This is a genomic window from Paraburkholderia sp. BR10141 (assembly GCF_056155635.1).
Map to the genome: position 1 here is coordinate 23,797 of NZ_JBMIQH010000021.1, position 15,121 is coordinate 38,917.

Genomic DNA, 15,121 nt, shown 5'->3' on the forward strand with positions numbered 1-15,121 from the left:
GGTGTTCAGTCGAAGACGGCGTTCAGCGCACGAGGCACGGACGCTTGTTGTCGAACTTCCAGTTGGGAATGAGGTATTGCATGGCGATCGCGTCGTCGCGCGCGCCGAGGCCGTGCTCCTGGTAGAGCGCGTGGGCCTTTTCCAGCTCGTCCATGTCGATCTCGATGCCAAGGCCGGGCTTTTGCGGCACCTGCACCTTGCCGCCCACGATCTGCAGCGGCTCGCGCGTGAGGCGCTGGCCGTCCTGCCAGATCCAGTGGGTGTCGATCGCCGTGATCTTGCCGGGCGCCGCGGCGGCTGCATGCGTGAACATCGCGAGCGAAATGTCGAAGTGGTTGTTCGAGTGCGAGCCCCACGTGAGGCCCCAGTCGTTGCACATCTGCGCTACGCGCACGGAGCCCTGCATGGTCCAGAAGTGCGGGTCGGCGAGCGGGATATCCACCGATTGCAGCTGGATAGCGTGGCCCATCTGACGCCAGTCGGTCGCGATCATGTTGGTGGCCGTGGGCAGGCCGGTGGCGCGGCGGAATTCCGCCATCACTTCGCGGCCCGAATAGCCGTTCTCCGCGCCGCACGGGTCTTCCGCATAGGCGAGCACGTCGTGCTTGTCGCGGCACAGGCGGATGGCTTCTGCGAGCGACCACGCGCCGTTCGGGTCGAGCGTCACGCGCGCTTCGGGAAAGCGCTCGGCCAGCGCCGTGACCGCTTCCATTTCCGCGTCGCCCGCCAGCACGCCGCCCTTGAGCTTGAAGTCGTTGAAGCCGTAGCGCGCTTGCGCGGCTTCGGCCAGGCGCACGACAGCCTCCGGCGTCATCGCCTCTTCGGTGCGCAGGCGCTCCCAGTCGTCGCGGCCATCGGCGCCGCTCGCGTAGGCCAGATCGGTCTTGTTGCGATCGCCAATGAAGAACAGGTAGCCGAGCATTTCCACTTCGCTGCGCTGTTGCCCCTCGCCAAGCAGCGCGGCAACGGGCACGTTCAGATGCTGGCCGAGCAGGTCGAGCAGCGCGGCTTCGAGCGCCGTGACCGCGTGAATCGTGGTGCGCAGGTCGAAGGTCTGCAGGCCGCGGCCGCCCGAGTCGCGATCGGCGAACTGCTTGCGCACGGTGTTGAGCACCGACTGCATATTGCCGATGGACTGGCCGACCACGAACGCGCGCGCGTCTTCGAGCGTCTTGCGGATCGCCTCGCCGCCCGGCACTTCGCCGACGCCGGTGTTGCCCGCGCTGTCGCGCAGCAGCACGACGTTGCGCGTGAAGAACGGACCGTGCGCGCCGGAGAGGTTCAGGAGCATGCTGTCGCGGCCCGCCACGGGCACGACGCGCAACTCAGTCACAACGGGCGTGGCGTTCGGTTGAACGGTTTGTGTAGACATGAACGGATTACCTGTAAAAGTGCGGCGCGCTGCGCCCTGACAATCGAAACCCTGGATTGAAGCGGTCAAGCGTGGGCGGCGACGATCTCCACCCAGTTCGCGCCGTTGCCGCCCTCGCCGCGCGAGACGGCTGCGAGCGCGCCGCTCGCCGCATCGATCGCGTAGACCGACACGTGTTGCGATTTTTCTCCGCACGCCACGAGAAACCGGCCCGTCGGGTCGATGCGAAAACCACGCGGCTGTGTTTCCGTTGCGGTCGCGCCGACGTATTCGAGCGCGCCGTCTTGAGCCACGCGCAGCGCGAGAATCTGGCTCGTCGTGCGCTCGGACACGTAGACGAAGCGCCCATCGGGCGAAACGTGGATATCGGCGGCCCAGACGAGCTTCGCGAGCACGGCGGGGTCGGGCTGCACGGGGTCCGTAGGGCTCGGGCGCGCAAAGCCGTCGTTCAGATGCGCGAGCACCGGCGCGCGCGGCGAAACGTGCAGCGCCGCGAGCTTGCCCGTGGCGGCGTCGCGCGTGAAAGCCGCGACCGTCGCGCGGAATTCGCTCAGCACGTACAGCACGTCGCCGTTGGGCGAAAAGCGCAGATGCCGCGGACCGAAGCCCGTACCGAGATCGACTGCACCGATTTCGACGAGGCGCCCCGCGTCTTCCAGCGCGAAAGCAAACACGCGGTCGCTGCCGAGCGACGACGCATAGGCGAAGCGCCCGTCGGCGGAAACGATCACGGCGTGCGCGTGCTCGATATCGTCGATCACCTGCAGCGGTGCGCCATTGCCGCTCTCGAGCTCGTTCGCGCCATACAGGCTCACGCGATGCTCGCCGTACGAAGCGCCCAGCAGGAAACGCCCCTGCGGCTCGGCACACAGATACGCGAGGCTCGATTCGATCGGCGTCTGCACGCGCGGCGCGAGACTGCCGTTTTGCGCGTCGATGGCGTAGTCGTTGATGCGCTTGTCCGCGCCGCGCGTGGCCGCGTAAAGGCGGCGGCGATCGGGCGAGAGCGCCATCGGCATCACGTTGTCCTGCGCGGCCACGCGGGCCTGCGGCGCGAGCGCGCCATTGCGCGCATCGAGATGAAACACGCCAATGTCGCCGTCTTTCGAATTCGCGACGTAGACGAAGAAGCGTTCGGGGTTCGGCTGGTTCATGGTGTGGGTTTCCTTCTCGATTGAGGAGTGCGCGCGGGCTCAATGCGCGCCGCTGCGAACCGAATCGTCGGCAAAGGCGCGGCGCGACGGCTTGTTGCGGGCGAGGAACGCGGCGGCGGCCGCAATCAGCGAGGTCACGCCGAGGCCGTAGAGGCCGCCCGTAATCGAGCCCGTATGCTGTTGAAGATAGCCGAAGGTGGCCGGCGCGAAGAACCCGCCCAGGTTGCCGAGCGAATTGATGAGCGCGATCACGCCGGCGGCCACGCGGGTGTCGAGATAGCCTTGCGGCATCGGCCAGAACAGCGACGAAGCCGCCTTGAAGCCGATGGCCGAGAAGCAGATCGCCACGAACGAGAACACCGGGTCCGACGACGTCGAAGCGAACAGGCCACAGGCCGCGATCACGAGTGCAACGGCGAGCCAGGCCTGCTGGAAGCGGTACCTGGCCGAGAGCAGCGCGAAGCAGTACATCGCGACGATCGCGATCATCCACGGAATGGCGTTGTAGAGACCTACCTGGAAATCGCTGAGATCACCCATCTTGCGGATGATCGTGGGCAGCCAGAACGTGGCCGCGTAGATCGTGAGCTGGATTGCGAAGTAGAGGAGGCAGAACAGCACGATCTGCGGGTCCTTCAGGAGACGCAGGACCGGCACGTGCGCGCCCGTGGCGGCTTCGCGCTCGGCCTGTTCGCGAACCATGTACGTTTCGAGCGCGCCCTGCTCATCGTTCGTGAGCCAGTGGGCATCGCGAATGCGCGACTTCAGGAACACCCAGCTCACGCCGCACAGCACGATGGAAAAGCCGCCTTCGATCAGGAACATCCACTGCCAGCCCGCGAGACCGAGGCCGCGCACCGACAGCAGCGCGCCCGTGACCGGACCCGAGAGCACCGAGGCGAACGCCGACCCCGCGAGAAACACGGCCGCCGCCTTGCCGCGTTCTTTCTGCGGCAGCCACTGCGCGAAGTAATAGATCACGCCGGGAAAGAAACCCGCTTCGGCAACGCCCAGCAGAAAGCGCAGCACGTAGAACGAGGTGTCGTTGTGCACGAACGCCATGGCGGCGGCCACGACGCCCCACGTACCCATGATGCGCGTAAGCCATGCGCGTGCGCCATACTTTTGCATGAGGATGTTGGACGGCACCTCGAAGATCGCGTAGCCCACGAAGAATAGCCCCGCGCCAAACCCATACGCCGCCGCCGAAAGACCGATATCGGCTTTCATGTGCGCGCCGGCGAAACCGACGTTCACACGGTCGATATAGTTCGCGATGAACATGATGAGGAAGAGCGGGAGCACGTGCCTCAGGACCTTGGCGCTGGCTGACTCCAGCAGGTCCTCATAACGGTTGGCGGGGGCGGACATCGGGGTTGTCTCCTTTAGGCGCGGGCGGCGCGCGGATTGGATCGCGTTTGAATGCTTTGTGGTACGTTGTCTGACGACATTCTAGGCTTGCCCGCCGACGGAGCCAATGTCGTGTTTACCCTGCCATGGAACGGGAATCATAACCGACAAAGCTTGAAGTTGCGCGCCTGTAGCGCCTCCCGATTGCCAAAGGCGCCTGCCTCGGGTGTGCGGCGGCGACAACCTGGCGTATGATAGTTGTACGATGACTTAACTCACTGCAACGAGACTCGGAGACACCATGCAAATCACTGGCGACATGCTCATTGGAGGCCGCGCCGTGCGCGGCTCGGAAAAGCCGCTCGCGGCTTTCAATCCCGCCACGGGCGAAGCGATCCCCGCGCCGGCCTTCGGCAGCGGCACGGCCGCCGACGTCGACGCCGCCTGCCAGCTCGCCGCAGAGGCGTTCGACGCGTACCGCACGCTGCCCCTCGCCGTGCGCGCGGCGTTCCTCGAACGTATCGCCGACGGCATCGCCGCGCTCGGCGACGCGCTCACCGAACGCGCCCACGCGGAAACCGGCCTGCCCAAGGCGCGCCTCGAAGGCGAGCGCGGCCGCACCATCGGCCAACTCAAGCTGTTCGCCCAGGAAGTGCGCCAGGGCCTATGGCTCACGCCCACGCTCGACGCCGCCCTGCCCGAGCGCAAGCCGCTGCCGCGCGCCGACCTGCGTCTGCAGAAGATCGCGCTCGGCCCGGTCGCCGTGTTCGGCGCGAGCAACTTCCCGCTCGCGTTCTCGGTGGCGGGCGGCGACACGGCCGCGGCGCTGGCGGCGGGCTGCCCGGTCATCGTCAAGGCGCACGGCGCGCACCTCGGCACTTCAGAGATGGTGGGCCGCGTGATCCAGCAGGCCGTCCAGGAGATGGGGCTGCCCGAGGGTGTGTTCTCACTCATCGTCGGCGCGGGGCGCACCGTGGGCGAGGCGCTCGTCGCGCATCCGGCCATCAAGGCCGTTGGCTTCACCGGCTCGCGCGCGGGCGGCACGGCGCTCATGCGCATCGCCGCGAACCGGCCCGAGCCCATTCCCGTCTACGCGGAAATGAGCAGCATCAATCCCGTGTTCCTGCTGCCCGAGGCACTCGCGGCACGCGGCGCGGCCATCGCGCAGGCCTTCGTCGATTCGCTCGTGCTCGGCGCGGGTCAGTTCTGCACGAATCCGGGCCTGGCGATCGGCATCGAGGGACCGGCGCTCGACCAGTTCGCGCAGGCCGCCGCGCAGGCGCTGGGCATCAAGCCCGCGCAGACCATGCTCACGGCGGGCATCCATGCGGCGTATGAAGAAGGCGCGCGGCGCCTCGCCGAAACCCAGGGCGTGAGCGCCCTCGCGCAAGGCCGGAGCGCGAGCGGCCCGAACCAGGCGTTCGCCGCCCTCTTCGTGACCGACGCGCAAACCTTCCTTGCGCAACCCGCCCTCGAAGACGAAGTGTTCGGGCCGGCCTCGACGCTCGTGCGCTGCAAGGACGAAGCCGAACTGCTCGCCGTGGCCGAACACTTCGCGGGCCAGCTCACCGCGACGATCCAGATGGACCGCACCGACGTGCCCGCCGCGATGCGTCTCGTGCCGATCCTCGAACGCAAGGCCGGCCGCCTGCTCGTGAACGGCTTCCCGACCGGCGTGGAAGTCACGCATGCGATGGTCCACGGCGGCCCGTTCCCGGCCACGTCCGACAGCCGCGCGACCTCGGTGGGCACGAGCGCGATGGAGCGTTTCCTGCGGCCCGTGTGCTATCAGGACTTCCCGGCCGAGTTGCTGCCGCAGGCGCTGATGGACGCCAATCCGCTCGACCTCTGGCGGCGCAAGAATGGCGAGATGGTGCGAGGCTGACTTAGCTCGGTATCACCTACGCCCATCGCCAATGAAAACAGCGGCCAACGGCCGCTGCTTTTCCATGCACGCTACGCGCTATGCCTTTTCACCCGACTCCGCCGCCGCGCGGCGCAGCCGCTCGCGGCTGCTCGACAGATGCATGCGCATGGCCGCGCGTGCGCCTTCGGGATCGTGACGGGCGATGGCGTCGAAAATGCTCTCGTGCTCGCGGTTCACCAGCTCGGCGTAAGCCTGCGGATCGCGATGCGCGATGCCGGCCGAATCGACGCGACGGCGCGGGATCAACGCCGCGCCCATCTGCGTGAGGATGTCGACGAAATAGCGGTTGCCCGTGGCGCGCGCCACCGAGATGTGGAATTCGAGGTCGGCGCCCGAGCTGTCGCCGCCCGTGCGGATGACGACGTCGAGCGTGTCGAGCGCGCCGCGCATGCCGGCCAGGTCGCGCTCGCTCGCACGCTGGGCGGCAAGGCCCGCGGCCTCCGTTTCGAGACTGATGCGCAGCTCGAGCACGGAAAGCACGTCGTCCAGCGTGCTGGCCGGGACGACGTCGAGATCGAGCGGCTCGCGGCGCGGCTCCAGCACGAAGCTGCCAATGCCGTGACGCGTTTCGATCACCGACATGGCCTGCAGACGCGAGATCGCCTCGCGCACCACCGTGCGGCTCACGCCCAGTTGCGTCATGAGGTTGCTTTCGGTGGGCAATTTGTCGCCGGGCTTGAGTGCGCGCGTGGCGATCTGCTCGCTGATGAAGTTGACGACCTGCTCGGCGAGATTGCGGCTACGCGCGGCGATGGGCGTGGCAAGCGACTCCGCCATGTGGATCTCCTTGGCTCGATATGCGTGCGTCAGTCATGTCATCCCATTATACGTTGTCGGACAACCGCTGGAAAAGCGCGCACACACGCGACCGAGGACATCCTACGACCACACAATGGACTCCACCCGCGCAGGCCCGAAGACCACACGAGATCGCTCCTCAAACGATCCTCATTTTATTTCGCATTCCGATGCAATTCGCGCCACGATAATCTGTAGCAAGACGCGCCTGTCGTTGTGTTAGCAAACATATGCCGATGCAATAATCCGGCAGATTTATTTGCACATCCTGGCTGCACAAGTCGGCGTTCTCCGATAATCTCCTCGAAAAGGTGCGCGCCCGGCCGTCTTGCACAATGAAAATCCCCCACGGACGACGCCTCAACTGATATCGAATCGCAACGCGTTTGTGTCGTTACCATCCGCAACGAGGGAATCATTGAGAACCCGCATCGTCCTGATCATCCTTACGCTCGCGCTGCCGTGGGCGCCGCTCCTCGCGGCGCCCCCCGCCGAGCCCGCGCCTGACACGATGCAAGCCCGCGTGATGGGTTGCGCGGCCTGTCACGGCGCACACGGCGAAGGCACCGACAACGACTACTTCCCGCGTCTCGCGGGCAAGCCAGCGGGGTATCTGTTCAACCAGCTCGTCGCCTTCCGCGACGGCGGCCGCAGCTACCCGCCCATGAACTATCTGCTGGCATATCTGCCCGACGCCTACCTCAAGCAGATCGCGGAATTCTTCTCGCAGCAGCACCCGCCCTATCCGCCGCCCGCCAAACCCACGGTCGACGCGGCCACGCTCGCCCTCGGTAAAACGCTCGTCATGAACGGCGACAGCGAGCGCAACGTGCCCGCCTGCGCAGGCTGCCACGGTGCCTCGCTCACTGGCATGCAGCCGGCCATTCCGGGCCTCGTGGGCCTGCATGCGAACTACATCAGCGCGCAGCTCGGCGCGTTCCGCTACGGTACGCGCCGGGCTGCCGCGCCCGACTGCATGCACGACATCGCCACCCGTCTCGCCGACCGCGACATCACCGCGATCGCGGCCTGGCTCTCGTCGCAACCCGCGCCCGCCGATACGACGCCGGCGGCGGCCTCGCCGCTGCCGCTCGCGTGCGGTAGCGTCCATAACTAGCCGGGGCCTCGACGTGCGCAGACTTCGATCCCTTCTCCCGTCATCGCCCAGGCCACTCGCGACGCGCCTCTCGCTCGCGGCCGCCACGCTCTGCATGGGCGCCGCGGTCGCGCTCGCGCAAACGGCCGCGCCCAGCGCGAACGCAGCGGACGCGGCGAGAGCCGCCGCAGCGGCAGCGACGGCCAACGCGAAGCCGGTCGCGAGCAACGCCGAACTGATCGCGCGCGGCGAATACCTCGCGCGCGCCGGCGACTGCATTGCGTGCCACACGGTGCCTTCCGAGCAGATGTTCGGCGGCGGGCGACCGATGGAAACGCCGTTCGGCACGCTCTACACGCCGAACATCTCGTCGGACAAGACCTTCGGCATCGGCTCGTGGACCGCCGACGAGTTCTACCGCATGCTGCACGAGGGCAAGTCGCGCGACGGCACGCTGCTCTATCCGGCCATGCCGTTCGCGTCGTACACCAAGGTCACGCGCGCGGACTCGGACGCGATATTCGCGTACCTGCTTTCCACGCAGCCCGTGCACAAGGAAAACCGCCCGCACGACCTGCGCTTCCCGTATAACAAGCGCGCGCTGCTGCTCGGCTGGCGCACGCTGTTCTTCCGCGAGGGCGAGTTCAAGCCCGACCCGACCCAGTCTGCCGAATGGAATCGCGGCGCCTATCTCGTGGAAGGTCTCGGCCACTGCACGATGTGCCATACGGCCATCAACGCGCTGGGCGGCAACTCGCCCTCGAAGGCATTCGAGGGCGGTCTGATTCCGGTGCAGAACTGGTACGCGCCTTCGCTCACCTCGAACAAGGAGGCGGGGCTTGGCGACTGGAGCATCGAGGACATCGTCGATCTGCTGCACGCGGGCGTGTCGAAGCGCGGCGCCGTGTACGGCCCGATGGCCGAAGTGGTCTACGACAGCTTCCAGTACCTCACCGAAGACGACGTGCGCGCCGTGGCCGTGTATCTGAAGTCGTTGCCGGGCCGCAACAACGAAGTCGACAAGTCGCCCAAGAGCACGTTCGTGACGGAGGAAGCCCAGCGCCTCGTGCCGCTCGGCAGGAAGATCTACGAGTCGCAGTGCGCGGTCTGCCACGCCACCGAAGGCCAGGGCAAGCCGCCGCATTTCCCGCCGCTCGCCGACAACCAGTCGATCCAGATGAACTCGGCCGTGAACCCCATCCGCATGGTGCTCAACGGCGGCTACGCGCCGGGCACGCGCAAGAACCCGATGCCCTACGGCATGCCGCCGTTCGCGCAGTCGCTCTCCGATGAAGAAGTGGCGGCCGTGGTCACCTATATCCGCACGGCGTGGGGCAATCACGGCACGCCGGTTTCCGAACACGAAGTGAACGCGCTGCGTTCCGCGCCGCTTTTCTGAGGCTGCGATGATCGAAACTCCCGTACCCGAACAACCGGGCGAGCGCCCGCAACACGAACAGGTCGACGAGATCGTGGCCAGCGGCCCGGGCGGCGCGCTCGCGGTAGCGGGCATCGCCACGGCGATCGTCGCCGCGCTCTGGTTCATCTTCTACTTCGTCGTGTTCCTGCCGCGCGGCGTCATCCAATAGATCAGACAGACAAGAAAAGGCCGGCCTCATGTCGAATCCGCTCGATAACCATGCCAGTGCCGAAGTCGCCGCGCGCGTCGAGCGCCGCTGGGCGACGCTCATGGTGGCGTTCGTCTGCCTGCTCGTGGCCATGGTGGTGTTCACGGGCCTGCACTGGGCCATGATGCCGCCCTCGCGCGTGGAGCTCGTCAATCCGCAAACGCTGCACGTGTCCGGCGAATTCGTCGAATCGAACCTCGGCAGCGCCGTGGAAACCGACGGCTCCGTGACGGTGCGCATTCTCGCCCAGCAATATTCGTTCACGCCGCAGTGCATTCTCGTCCCGGCGAACACGCCCATTACGTTCCGCGCGACGAGCGCCGATGTCGTGCACGGCTTCCTCGTCACGGACACCAACCTGAACTCGATGGTCGAGCCGGGCTACATCTCGACGTTCCGCACGACTTTCGACAAACCCTCCGACCACCTCATGCCGTGCCACGAATACTGCGGCACGGGCCACCAGGGCATGTGGGCCCACGTGAAGGTCATCGACCGCGATGCCTTCATGCAGATGGCGAATCAGGCAGGCAATTCCGCGCGGAGACTCAGCTGTGTTAAATAACAAGCGACTCGTACTCGCCCACTTCTGGCTCGCGTTCATCGTCTTCGGCGTGGCGCTGCTGCTCGGCGCGTGGCAGATGTTCGTGCGCAGCCCGCTGCATCCGTGGCTCAACGACCCCGAGCTGTACTACCGCTCGGTAACGGAGCACGGCACCGTGATGGGTTACGTGTTTCCCACGCTCATCGCGATGGGCTTCGGCTACGCGGTCAGCGAACTGGCGCTCAAGCGCCCGCTCGTGGGCGTGAAGTGGGCCTGGCTTGGCTTCATCCTGCTCGCGCTCGGCGCCGTCACGGCCTCGGTGCCCGTGGCGCTCGGCCTCGCCTCCGTGCTCTACACGTTCTACCCGCCGATGATCGGCAACGTGTTCTATTACCTGGGCGTCGTGCTCGTCGTGGTGGGTTCGTGGGTCTGGGTCGCGCTGATGGGCATCAACACCGCGAAATGGAAACGCGAGAATCCCGGCAAACCGCTGCCGCTCGCCATGTTCGCGACTACGGCGGGCGCGTATCTGTGGGGCTGGACCGCGGTGGGCGCAGCCATCGAAGTGCTGTTCCAGATCCTGCCCGTGGCCTTCGGCTGGCGCAATACGATCGACGCGGGCCTCGCGCGCGTGTTCTTCTCCTGGACCCTGCACGCCATCGTCTACTTCTGGCTCGTGCCCGCCTATATCGCCTACTACACGATCGTCCCGCGCGCGATCGGCGGCCGGCTCTACAGCGATGTGATGGCGCGCATCTCGTTCATCCTGTTTCTCGTGGTGGCCATGCCGATCGGGATTCACCACCTGTTCACCGATCCGCAGGTGGGCTCGGGCTTCAAGTTCGTGCAGTCGGTGTTCACGGCGCTCGTCTCGGTGCCCACGCTTCTCACCGTGTTCACGATCTGCGCGTCGGTCGAAATCGCCGGGCGGCTGCGCGGCGGCAAGGGGCCGTTCGGCTGGATCGCGAAGCTGCCGTGGCAAAACCCGCAAATGCTGGCCGTGGCGTTCTCGTTCGTCATGCTCGGGTTTGGCGGCGCGGGCGGCCTCATCAACATGAGCTACCAGCTCGACCAGCCCGTACACAACACGCAGTGGATCACGGGCCACTTTCACCTGATCTATGGCGGCGCGATCGTCATCATGTATTTCGCCATCGCCTACGACCTGTGGCCGCAGATCACGGGCCGCGCGCTCAACAACTGGCGCCTCATGCGCTGGCAGCTGTGGCTGTGGTTCATCGGCATGATCGTGACGACCTTCCCGTGGCACCTGGTCGGCCTCATGGGCATGCCGCGGCGCATGGCCTATTACGACTACAGCGACCCGGCGCTCGCGGGCCAGGGCGCGCTCGTGGTGCTCTCGGCCATTGGCGGCCTGATCCTCGTGACCTCGGCGGTGCTGTTCTTCCTCGTGCTGCTGCAGGGGCATCGCAGCGAGGCCGCCGCGCCCGAGGAATATCGCTTCAGCAAGCCGGTGCACGAGTCGGCCACGCTGCCGGTGGCGCTCAATAGCTTCGGGCTGTGGGTCGTGCTGATGGTCGCCCTCACGATCACCAACTATGGCTACCCGATCGCGCAACTGCTGGCAACGCCCGAATCGGCCGTGCCCGCGATCCCGATTGGAGCACAGCGATGAGCGACGAACGCCTGTTCTCGTTTCGCAATGTGTGGTTTCGCGCGGGCGTGGGCACGGCGATCGTCGTGTTCGTCGTCTCCGTGCTGATCGGCTTCATCTGGCTGCCTTCCGCCAAGAGCGACCCCTATTTTCAGGGCATCTGGACGGCGATCTGCAGCGCGGCCGGCGTGCCGCGCGACTGGCACCCGGTCGGATCGGCGGTGCCGCCGGGCTACCAGCTGAGCCAGGTCGAACTCACGCCGCACATGCTCGATGGCGCGACGACGCTCTCGGTTGGCCGCGGCGCGACGCTCGCCCTGCGCTGCACGATGTGCCATGGCCCGCGCGGCATCAGCATGGCCAATTCGCCGAATCTGGCGGGCCAGTTCGCCATCGTGGTCTTCAAGGAGCTGCACGACTTCCAGACGGGCGCCCGCCAGAACGCGGTGATGTCGCCCATGGCTCGCGATCTGTCCGACCAGGACATGCGCGACCTCGCCGCCTACTACGCCTCGCTGCAGCCGATCGCGCACCTGCATGGCGGCGCGCCCGCCATCGTGGCGCACGGCGCGCCACTGCGCAATATTCCCGCATGCGCGTCCTGCCATGGCGGCGTGGACAGCAAGATCGGCAGCCCGTGGCTCGACGGCCTCCCGGCCGCATACACGAAGGCGCAGTTGCTCGCGTTCGCGAACGGTACGCGCCATAACGACATCTCCGAACAGATGCGCAACATCGCGCGCAACATGACGCCCGAGGAAATCGACGCGGCCGCCGCCTGGTACGCGGGCGAATGGCAGCCGAAGCAACCCTGAACCCAACCCTGCAGGACTTGCGGCGGTACGCAAATTGCGCGCCCTGCACGTCCTTCACCCAACCTCGCGGAGCGACATCATGCAAAAGACGGCATCGGCAAAATGGCACGGCGGCATCAAGGACGGACAGGGCACGATCTCGACGCAAACCGGCGTGCTCAAGGAAGCGCCTTATGGTTTCGCCTCGCGCTTCGAAGGCGGTCCCGGCACCAACCCCGAGGAGTTGATCGGCGCGGCGCACGCGGGCTGCTTCACCATGGCGTTCTCGCTCTTTCTCACCCAGGCGGGCTTCACGGCCGAGAGCATCGAGACGAAATCGACCGTTACGCTCGACAAGGTGGGCGAAGGCTTCGCCATCACGAGCTGCCAGCTCGACATGACGGCAAAGATTCCCGGCATCGATCAAGCGAAGTTCGACGAGCTTTCGAAGGGCGCCAAGGAGAACTGCCCGGTGTCGAAGCTCTTCGCCAACAACGCGAAGATCACGCTCAACGCGAAGCTCGTTTGAGAGGCTGTCATGGCCATCCCCCATGCCGCGCCGGGTGAGGTCTTCGACGTGCGTCCGCTAGGCGGCGCGCTCAAGAATGCGAAGTCGATCACCCTGATCCGCGCGCAGCAACTCGAAGTCATGCGCATCGTGCTGCCCGCTGGCAAGCGTCTGCCCGAGCACAGCGTGCCCGGCGAGATCACGGTGCAGTGCGTGGAAGGCGTGATCCGCTTCTTCGTGAACGGCGACCCGCGCACCATGCACGCCGGCGACATGCTGCTGCTCGGCGGCGGCGAAACGCATGCGCTGGAAGCGCTCGACGACGCCTCCGTGATCGTCACGATTCATCTTGCCCATGGGGACAAGTAAGGGCTGGTGGCGCATAGGTAAAAAAAAGAGCGTGTCCTGGCGAATGCCGGACACGCTCCTTTTACTTTGCGAAGACGGGTTGCCCCGCCCCGCTCATTGCTTCGATGGCACCGGATCGTCGTTGAGCGTCTTGAGGAACGCGATGATGTCCTGAATGTCGCCTGGCGTCATCGCGGGCTTGTCGCCGAACTTGCGGTCGAACGGCGCATCGGTCACGTCCACGTTCTTCCGGAACTGCGGCGGAATATCGTCGTACTTGTCGATCTTGCCGTCGGGGCCGTGCGGATAGAACTTGCCCGGGTCCGTATTGCGATCGTTGTAGAACGCCATCACGTCGTCGAGGTTGTGGTACACGCCGTTATGGAAAAACACCGTGCGCGTGGCCGAATTGCGCAGCGTCGGCGTGAGGAACATGCCGCAGTACTGCGTCTGGTCCTTGAAGTCCGAGCGGAACGGGCCGCACACGCCCAGATCGAAGAAGTGCGGGTCCTTGTTCTGCGCGAGCTTGTTGTTGCGCGGCACACCCAGCGCCTCGTACTGGTAGTCCGTGAACATGGGCGGCAGGCCGTCCTTGCCGGGCTTCGAGAGGTGGCAGCCCGCGCAGTTCGCCTTGTTCGGGTCGTTGAAGAGACGCAGGCCGCGCAGCTCCGCTTGCGAGAGGCGCGCGTGGCCTTCGAGCCAGCGATCGTATTTGCTGTTATACGGGTGGAACGACTGATCTTCGACCTGGTAGCGCGAGATTGCGAACATCGCCTCCGCCACGGCCAGCTTCGGGTCGCTGAAGATCCGGTCGCCGAACAGTTCCGTGAAGTGCTTCGCATACGGCGCCTTCTCGAGCTTCGTCGCCACCTGTTCGATGCTCGTGTCCGCCATTTCCACAGGATTGAGCAGCGGGCCATACGCCTGCTGCTGCAGCGTGTCGGCGCGGCCGTCCCAGAACAGGCCGCCCTGCGGCACCATCTCCACGGAGGTCGATGCGCCGCCCGCCACCTTCTGCGACTTCACGACGTCGGCGGCGGCGCTGGCCTGCTGGACGACCGTCGGCGCGTCATCGGCTTCACCCTGGTCCGGACCGATGCTGAAGTTCGGTTGGCGGTACAGATACATGAGCGAAGGCGGCGGGCGATAACCCTGCTGGTTCATCGCGAGGCCGCCCATCTGCACGTCGTGCCCATTGGGAGGACCGTAGGAACGGTCGGGGCTATGGCACGAAGCACAGGACTGCTGACCGGAGCCCGAGAGCGCCGGATCGAAAAAGAGCTGCTTGCCGAGCTGCGCCATCGCCGAAAGCGGTGCGACTGGCGGGCGCTGCAGCACCACCGGGTGCGGATTCGCGCCCGTCAGGTTCTCGACGACCTCGCCCACGGCTTCGGGCACGTTGGCCGGAAACGCCACGGCGTAGGCGCAGAAACCCAGTGCGCCGACCGCGATCACGGCAGCGGCGGCGCGCAGGACGACCCGCGTGGGGCTCGCCGCACTGCGCGGTTTGGGTGAAGACGGTGTCGGCGAAGTGGAAATCTCGGACATGATTCGATCTTTCTTTGCGAAATACCACGAAAAGGAAAAGCCGAACGCCGCGGAGTTCAACTGCGTGCCCAGCGTAGAGTCCCTCAGACGCGGCGCGCATCAGTGCGCCCTGGCGCCGCGCCGTACAGGCGGCGCCCATCCATCCTGCGAACGGGCGCCAATGCGCCTCTCACATCAGAGCGAGCGCATTACAGCATCGCAAGATGACTACACGGCGACCGTTTAATTTCCGAATACTTTCAGTTATTTTCAGAACCGAAAGAATCGCTGGAGGGGCGGTGTGTGCGGGGTTCTGGATTCGGCCCTGGATTCGCTCCGCGCGCGGGGCCGGGATTGAGCCGATTGCACTCCGTGCGGCGCGAGCTATAACTGAAAGCACAGTGCGGATGTTCTCTGCGCCCGCGCGCCCCTTCTTCTTGCGCCGCGCCGCGCTGTGCCG

The 15,121-nt window shown here is 66.0% G+C and carries 14 protein-coding genes; 9 read left to right on the plus strand and 5 right to left on the minus strand.

All coding sequences use genetic code 11. The features are described from left to right. Nucleotides 1–22: 22 nt before the first annotated feature. The 3 genes from gudD to ACOJB8_RS26015 all read right to left on the minus strand — a co-directional run bounded on the left by gudD (nucleotide 23) and on the right by ACOJB8_RS26015 (nucleotide 3,897). On the minus strand, nucleotides 23–1,372 hold the full coding sequence (gene gudD / locus ACOJB8_RS26005) for a glucarate dehydratase (RefSeq protein ID WP_475015020.1): 1,350 nt from the start codon (nucleotides 1,370–1,372) through the stop codon (nucleotides 23–25). 65 nt (nucleotides 1,373–1,437) lie between these two features. Then, nucleotides 1,438–2,526, minus strand: a complete 1,089-nt coding sequence (locus tag ACOJB8_RS26010; protein WP_475015022.1) for a lactonase family protein — start codon at nucleotides 2,524–2,526, stop codon at nucleotides 1,438–1,440. Between the two features lie 39 nt (nucleotides 2,527–2,565). Further along, nucleotides 2,566–3,897 (minus strand): MFS transporter, encoded by a 1,332-nt coding sequence (locus ACOJB8_RS26015; RefSeq protein ID WP_475015023.1) that lies wholly within the window; start codon nucleotides 3,895–3,897, stop codon nucleotides 2,566–2,568. 280 nt (nucleotides 3,898–4,177) lie between these two features. Here ACOJB8_RS26015 and ACOJB8_RS26020 point away from each other — a divergent pair, with 280 nt between their 5' ends. Then, entirely contained in the window at nucleotides 4,178–5,761 is a 1,584-nt protein-coding gene (locus ACOJB8_RS26020) for an aldehyde dehydrogenase (NADP(+)) (RefSeq protein ID WP_475015026.1), read from the plus strand. Between the two features lie 78 nt (nucleotides 5,762–5,839). On the opposite strand, the gene ACOJB8_RS26025 is transcribed toward ACOJB8_RS26020, so the two are convergent. Next, the gene (locus ACOJB8_RS26025) at nucleotides 5,840–6,580 is read right to left on the minus strand and encodes a FadR/GntR family transcriptional regulator (RefSeq protein WP_069267080.1); all 741 of its coding nucleotides are present in this window, start codon (nucleotides 6,578–6,580) and stop codon (nucleotides 5,840–5,842) included. Between the two features lie 532 nt (nucleotides 6,581–7,112). On the opposite strand from ACOJB8_RS26025, the gene ACOJB8_RS26030 reads away from it, so the two are divergent. From ACOJB8_RS26030 to ACOJB8_RS26065, 8 genes are all read left to right on the plus strand, one after another. Continuing rightward, nucleotides 7,113–7,718 carry a c-type cytochrome gene (locus tag ACOJB8_RS26030; RefSeq protein ID WP_475015141.1) on the plus strand — a complete coding sequence of 202 codons (606 nt, stop codon included), beginning with the start codon at nucleotides 7,113–7,115 and terminating at the stop codon, nucleotides 7,716–7,718. Nucleotides 7,719–7,812: 94 nt separating this feature from the next. Then, nucleotides 7,813–9,096 (plus strand): c-type cytochrome, encoded by a 1,284-nt coding sequence (locus ACOJB8_RS26035; protein ID WP_475015143.1) that lies wholly within the window; start codon nucleotides 7,813–7,815, stop codon nucleotides 9,094–9,096. Between the two features lie 7 nt (nucleotides 9,097–9,103). Beyond that, nucleotides 9,104–9,286: a hypothetical protein gene (locus tag ACOJB8_RS26040; protein WP_028206326.1), complete on the plus strand. Its 183-nt coding sequence runs from the start codon at nucleotides 9,104–9,106 to the stop codon at nucleotides 9,284–9,286. Between the two features lie 28 nt (nucleotides 9,287–9,314). After that, nucleotides 9,315–9,890 carry a cupredoxin domain-containing protein gene (locus ACOJB8_RS26045; RefSeq protein ID WP_342946241.1) on the plus strand — a complete coding sequence of 192 codons (576 nt, stop codon included), beginning with the start codon at nucleotides 9,315–9,317 and terminating at the stop codon, nucleotides 9,888–9,890. Further along, entirely contained in the window at nucleotides 9,880–11,505 is a 1,626-nt protein-coding gene (locus ACOJB8_RS26050) for a b(o/a)3-type cytochrome-c oxidase subunit 1 (protein WP_342946242.1), read from the plus strand. The genes ACOJB8_RS26045 and ACOJB8_RS26050 overlap by 11 nt, the downstream gene beginning before the upstream one ends. Then, complete coding sequence (locus ACOJB8_RS26055; RefSeq protein WP_368603544.1) at nucleotides 11,502–12,299, plus strand: c-type cytochrome; 798 nt, start codon at nucleotides 11,502–11,504, stop codon at nucleotides 12,297–12,299. Before ACOJB8_RS26050 ends, ACOJB8_RS26055 begins: the two co-directional genes overlap by 4 nt. Before the next feature lie 79 nt (nucleotides 12,300–12,378). After that, complete coding sequence (locus tag ACOJB8_RS26060; RefSeq protein ID WP_042260258.1) at nucleotides 12,379–12,807, plus strand: OsmC family protein; 429 nt, start codon at nucleotides 12,379–12,381, stop codon at nucleotides 12,805–12,807. A 9-nt stretch (nucleotides 12,808–12,816) separates the two neighbouring features. Continuing rightward, a complete protein-coding gene (locus ACOJB8_RS26065; RefSeq protein ID WP_475015029.1) occupies nucleotides 12,817–13,155 on the plus strand; it encodes a cupin domain-containing protein in 339 nt (112 codons plus the stop codon). 93 nt (nucleotides 13,156–13,248) lie between these two features. Here ACOJB8_RS26065 and ACOJB8_RS26070 read toward each other — a convergent pair whose 3' ends face one another. Then, on the minus strand, nucleotides 13,249–14,682 hold the full coding sequence (locus ACOJB8_RS26070) for a cytochrome-c peroxidase (protein ID WP_475015031.1): 1,434 nt from the start codon (nucleotides 14,680–14,682) through the stop codon (nucleotides 13,249–13,251). Nucleotides 14,683–15,121: the final 439 nt, after the last annotated feature.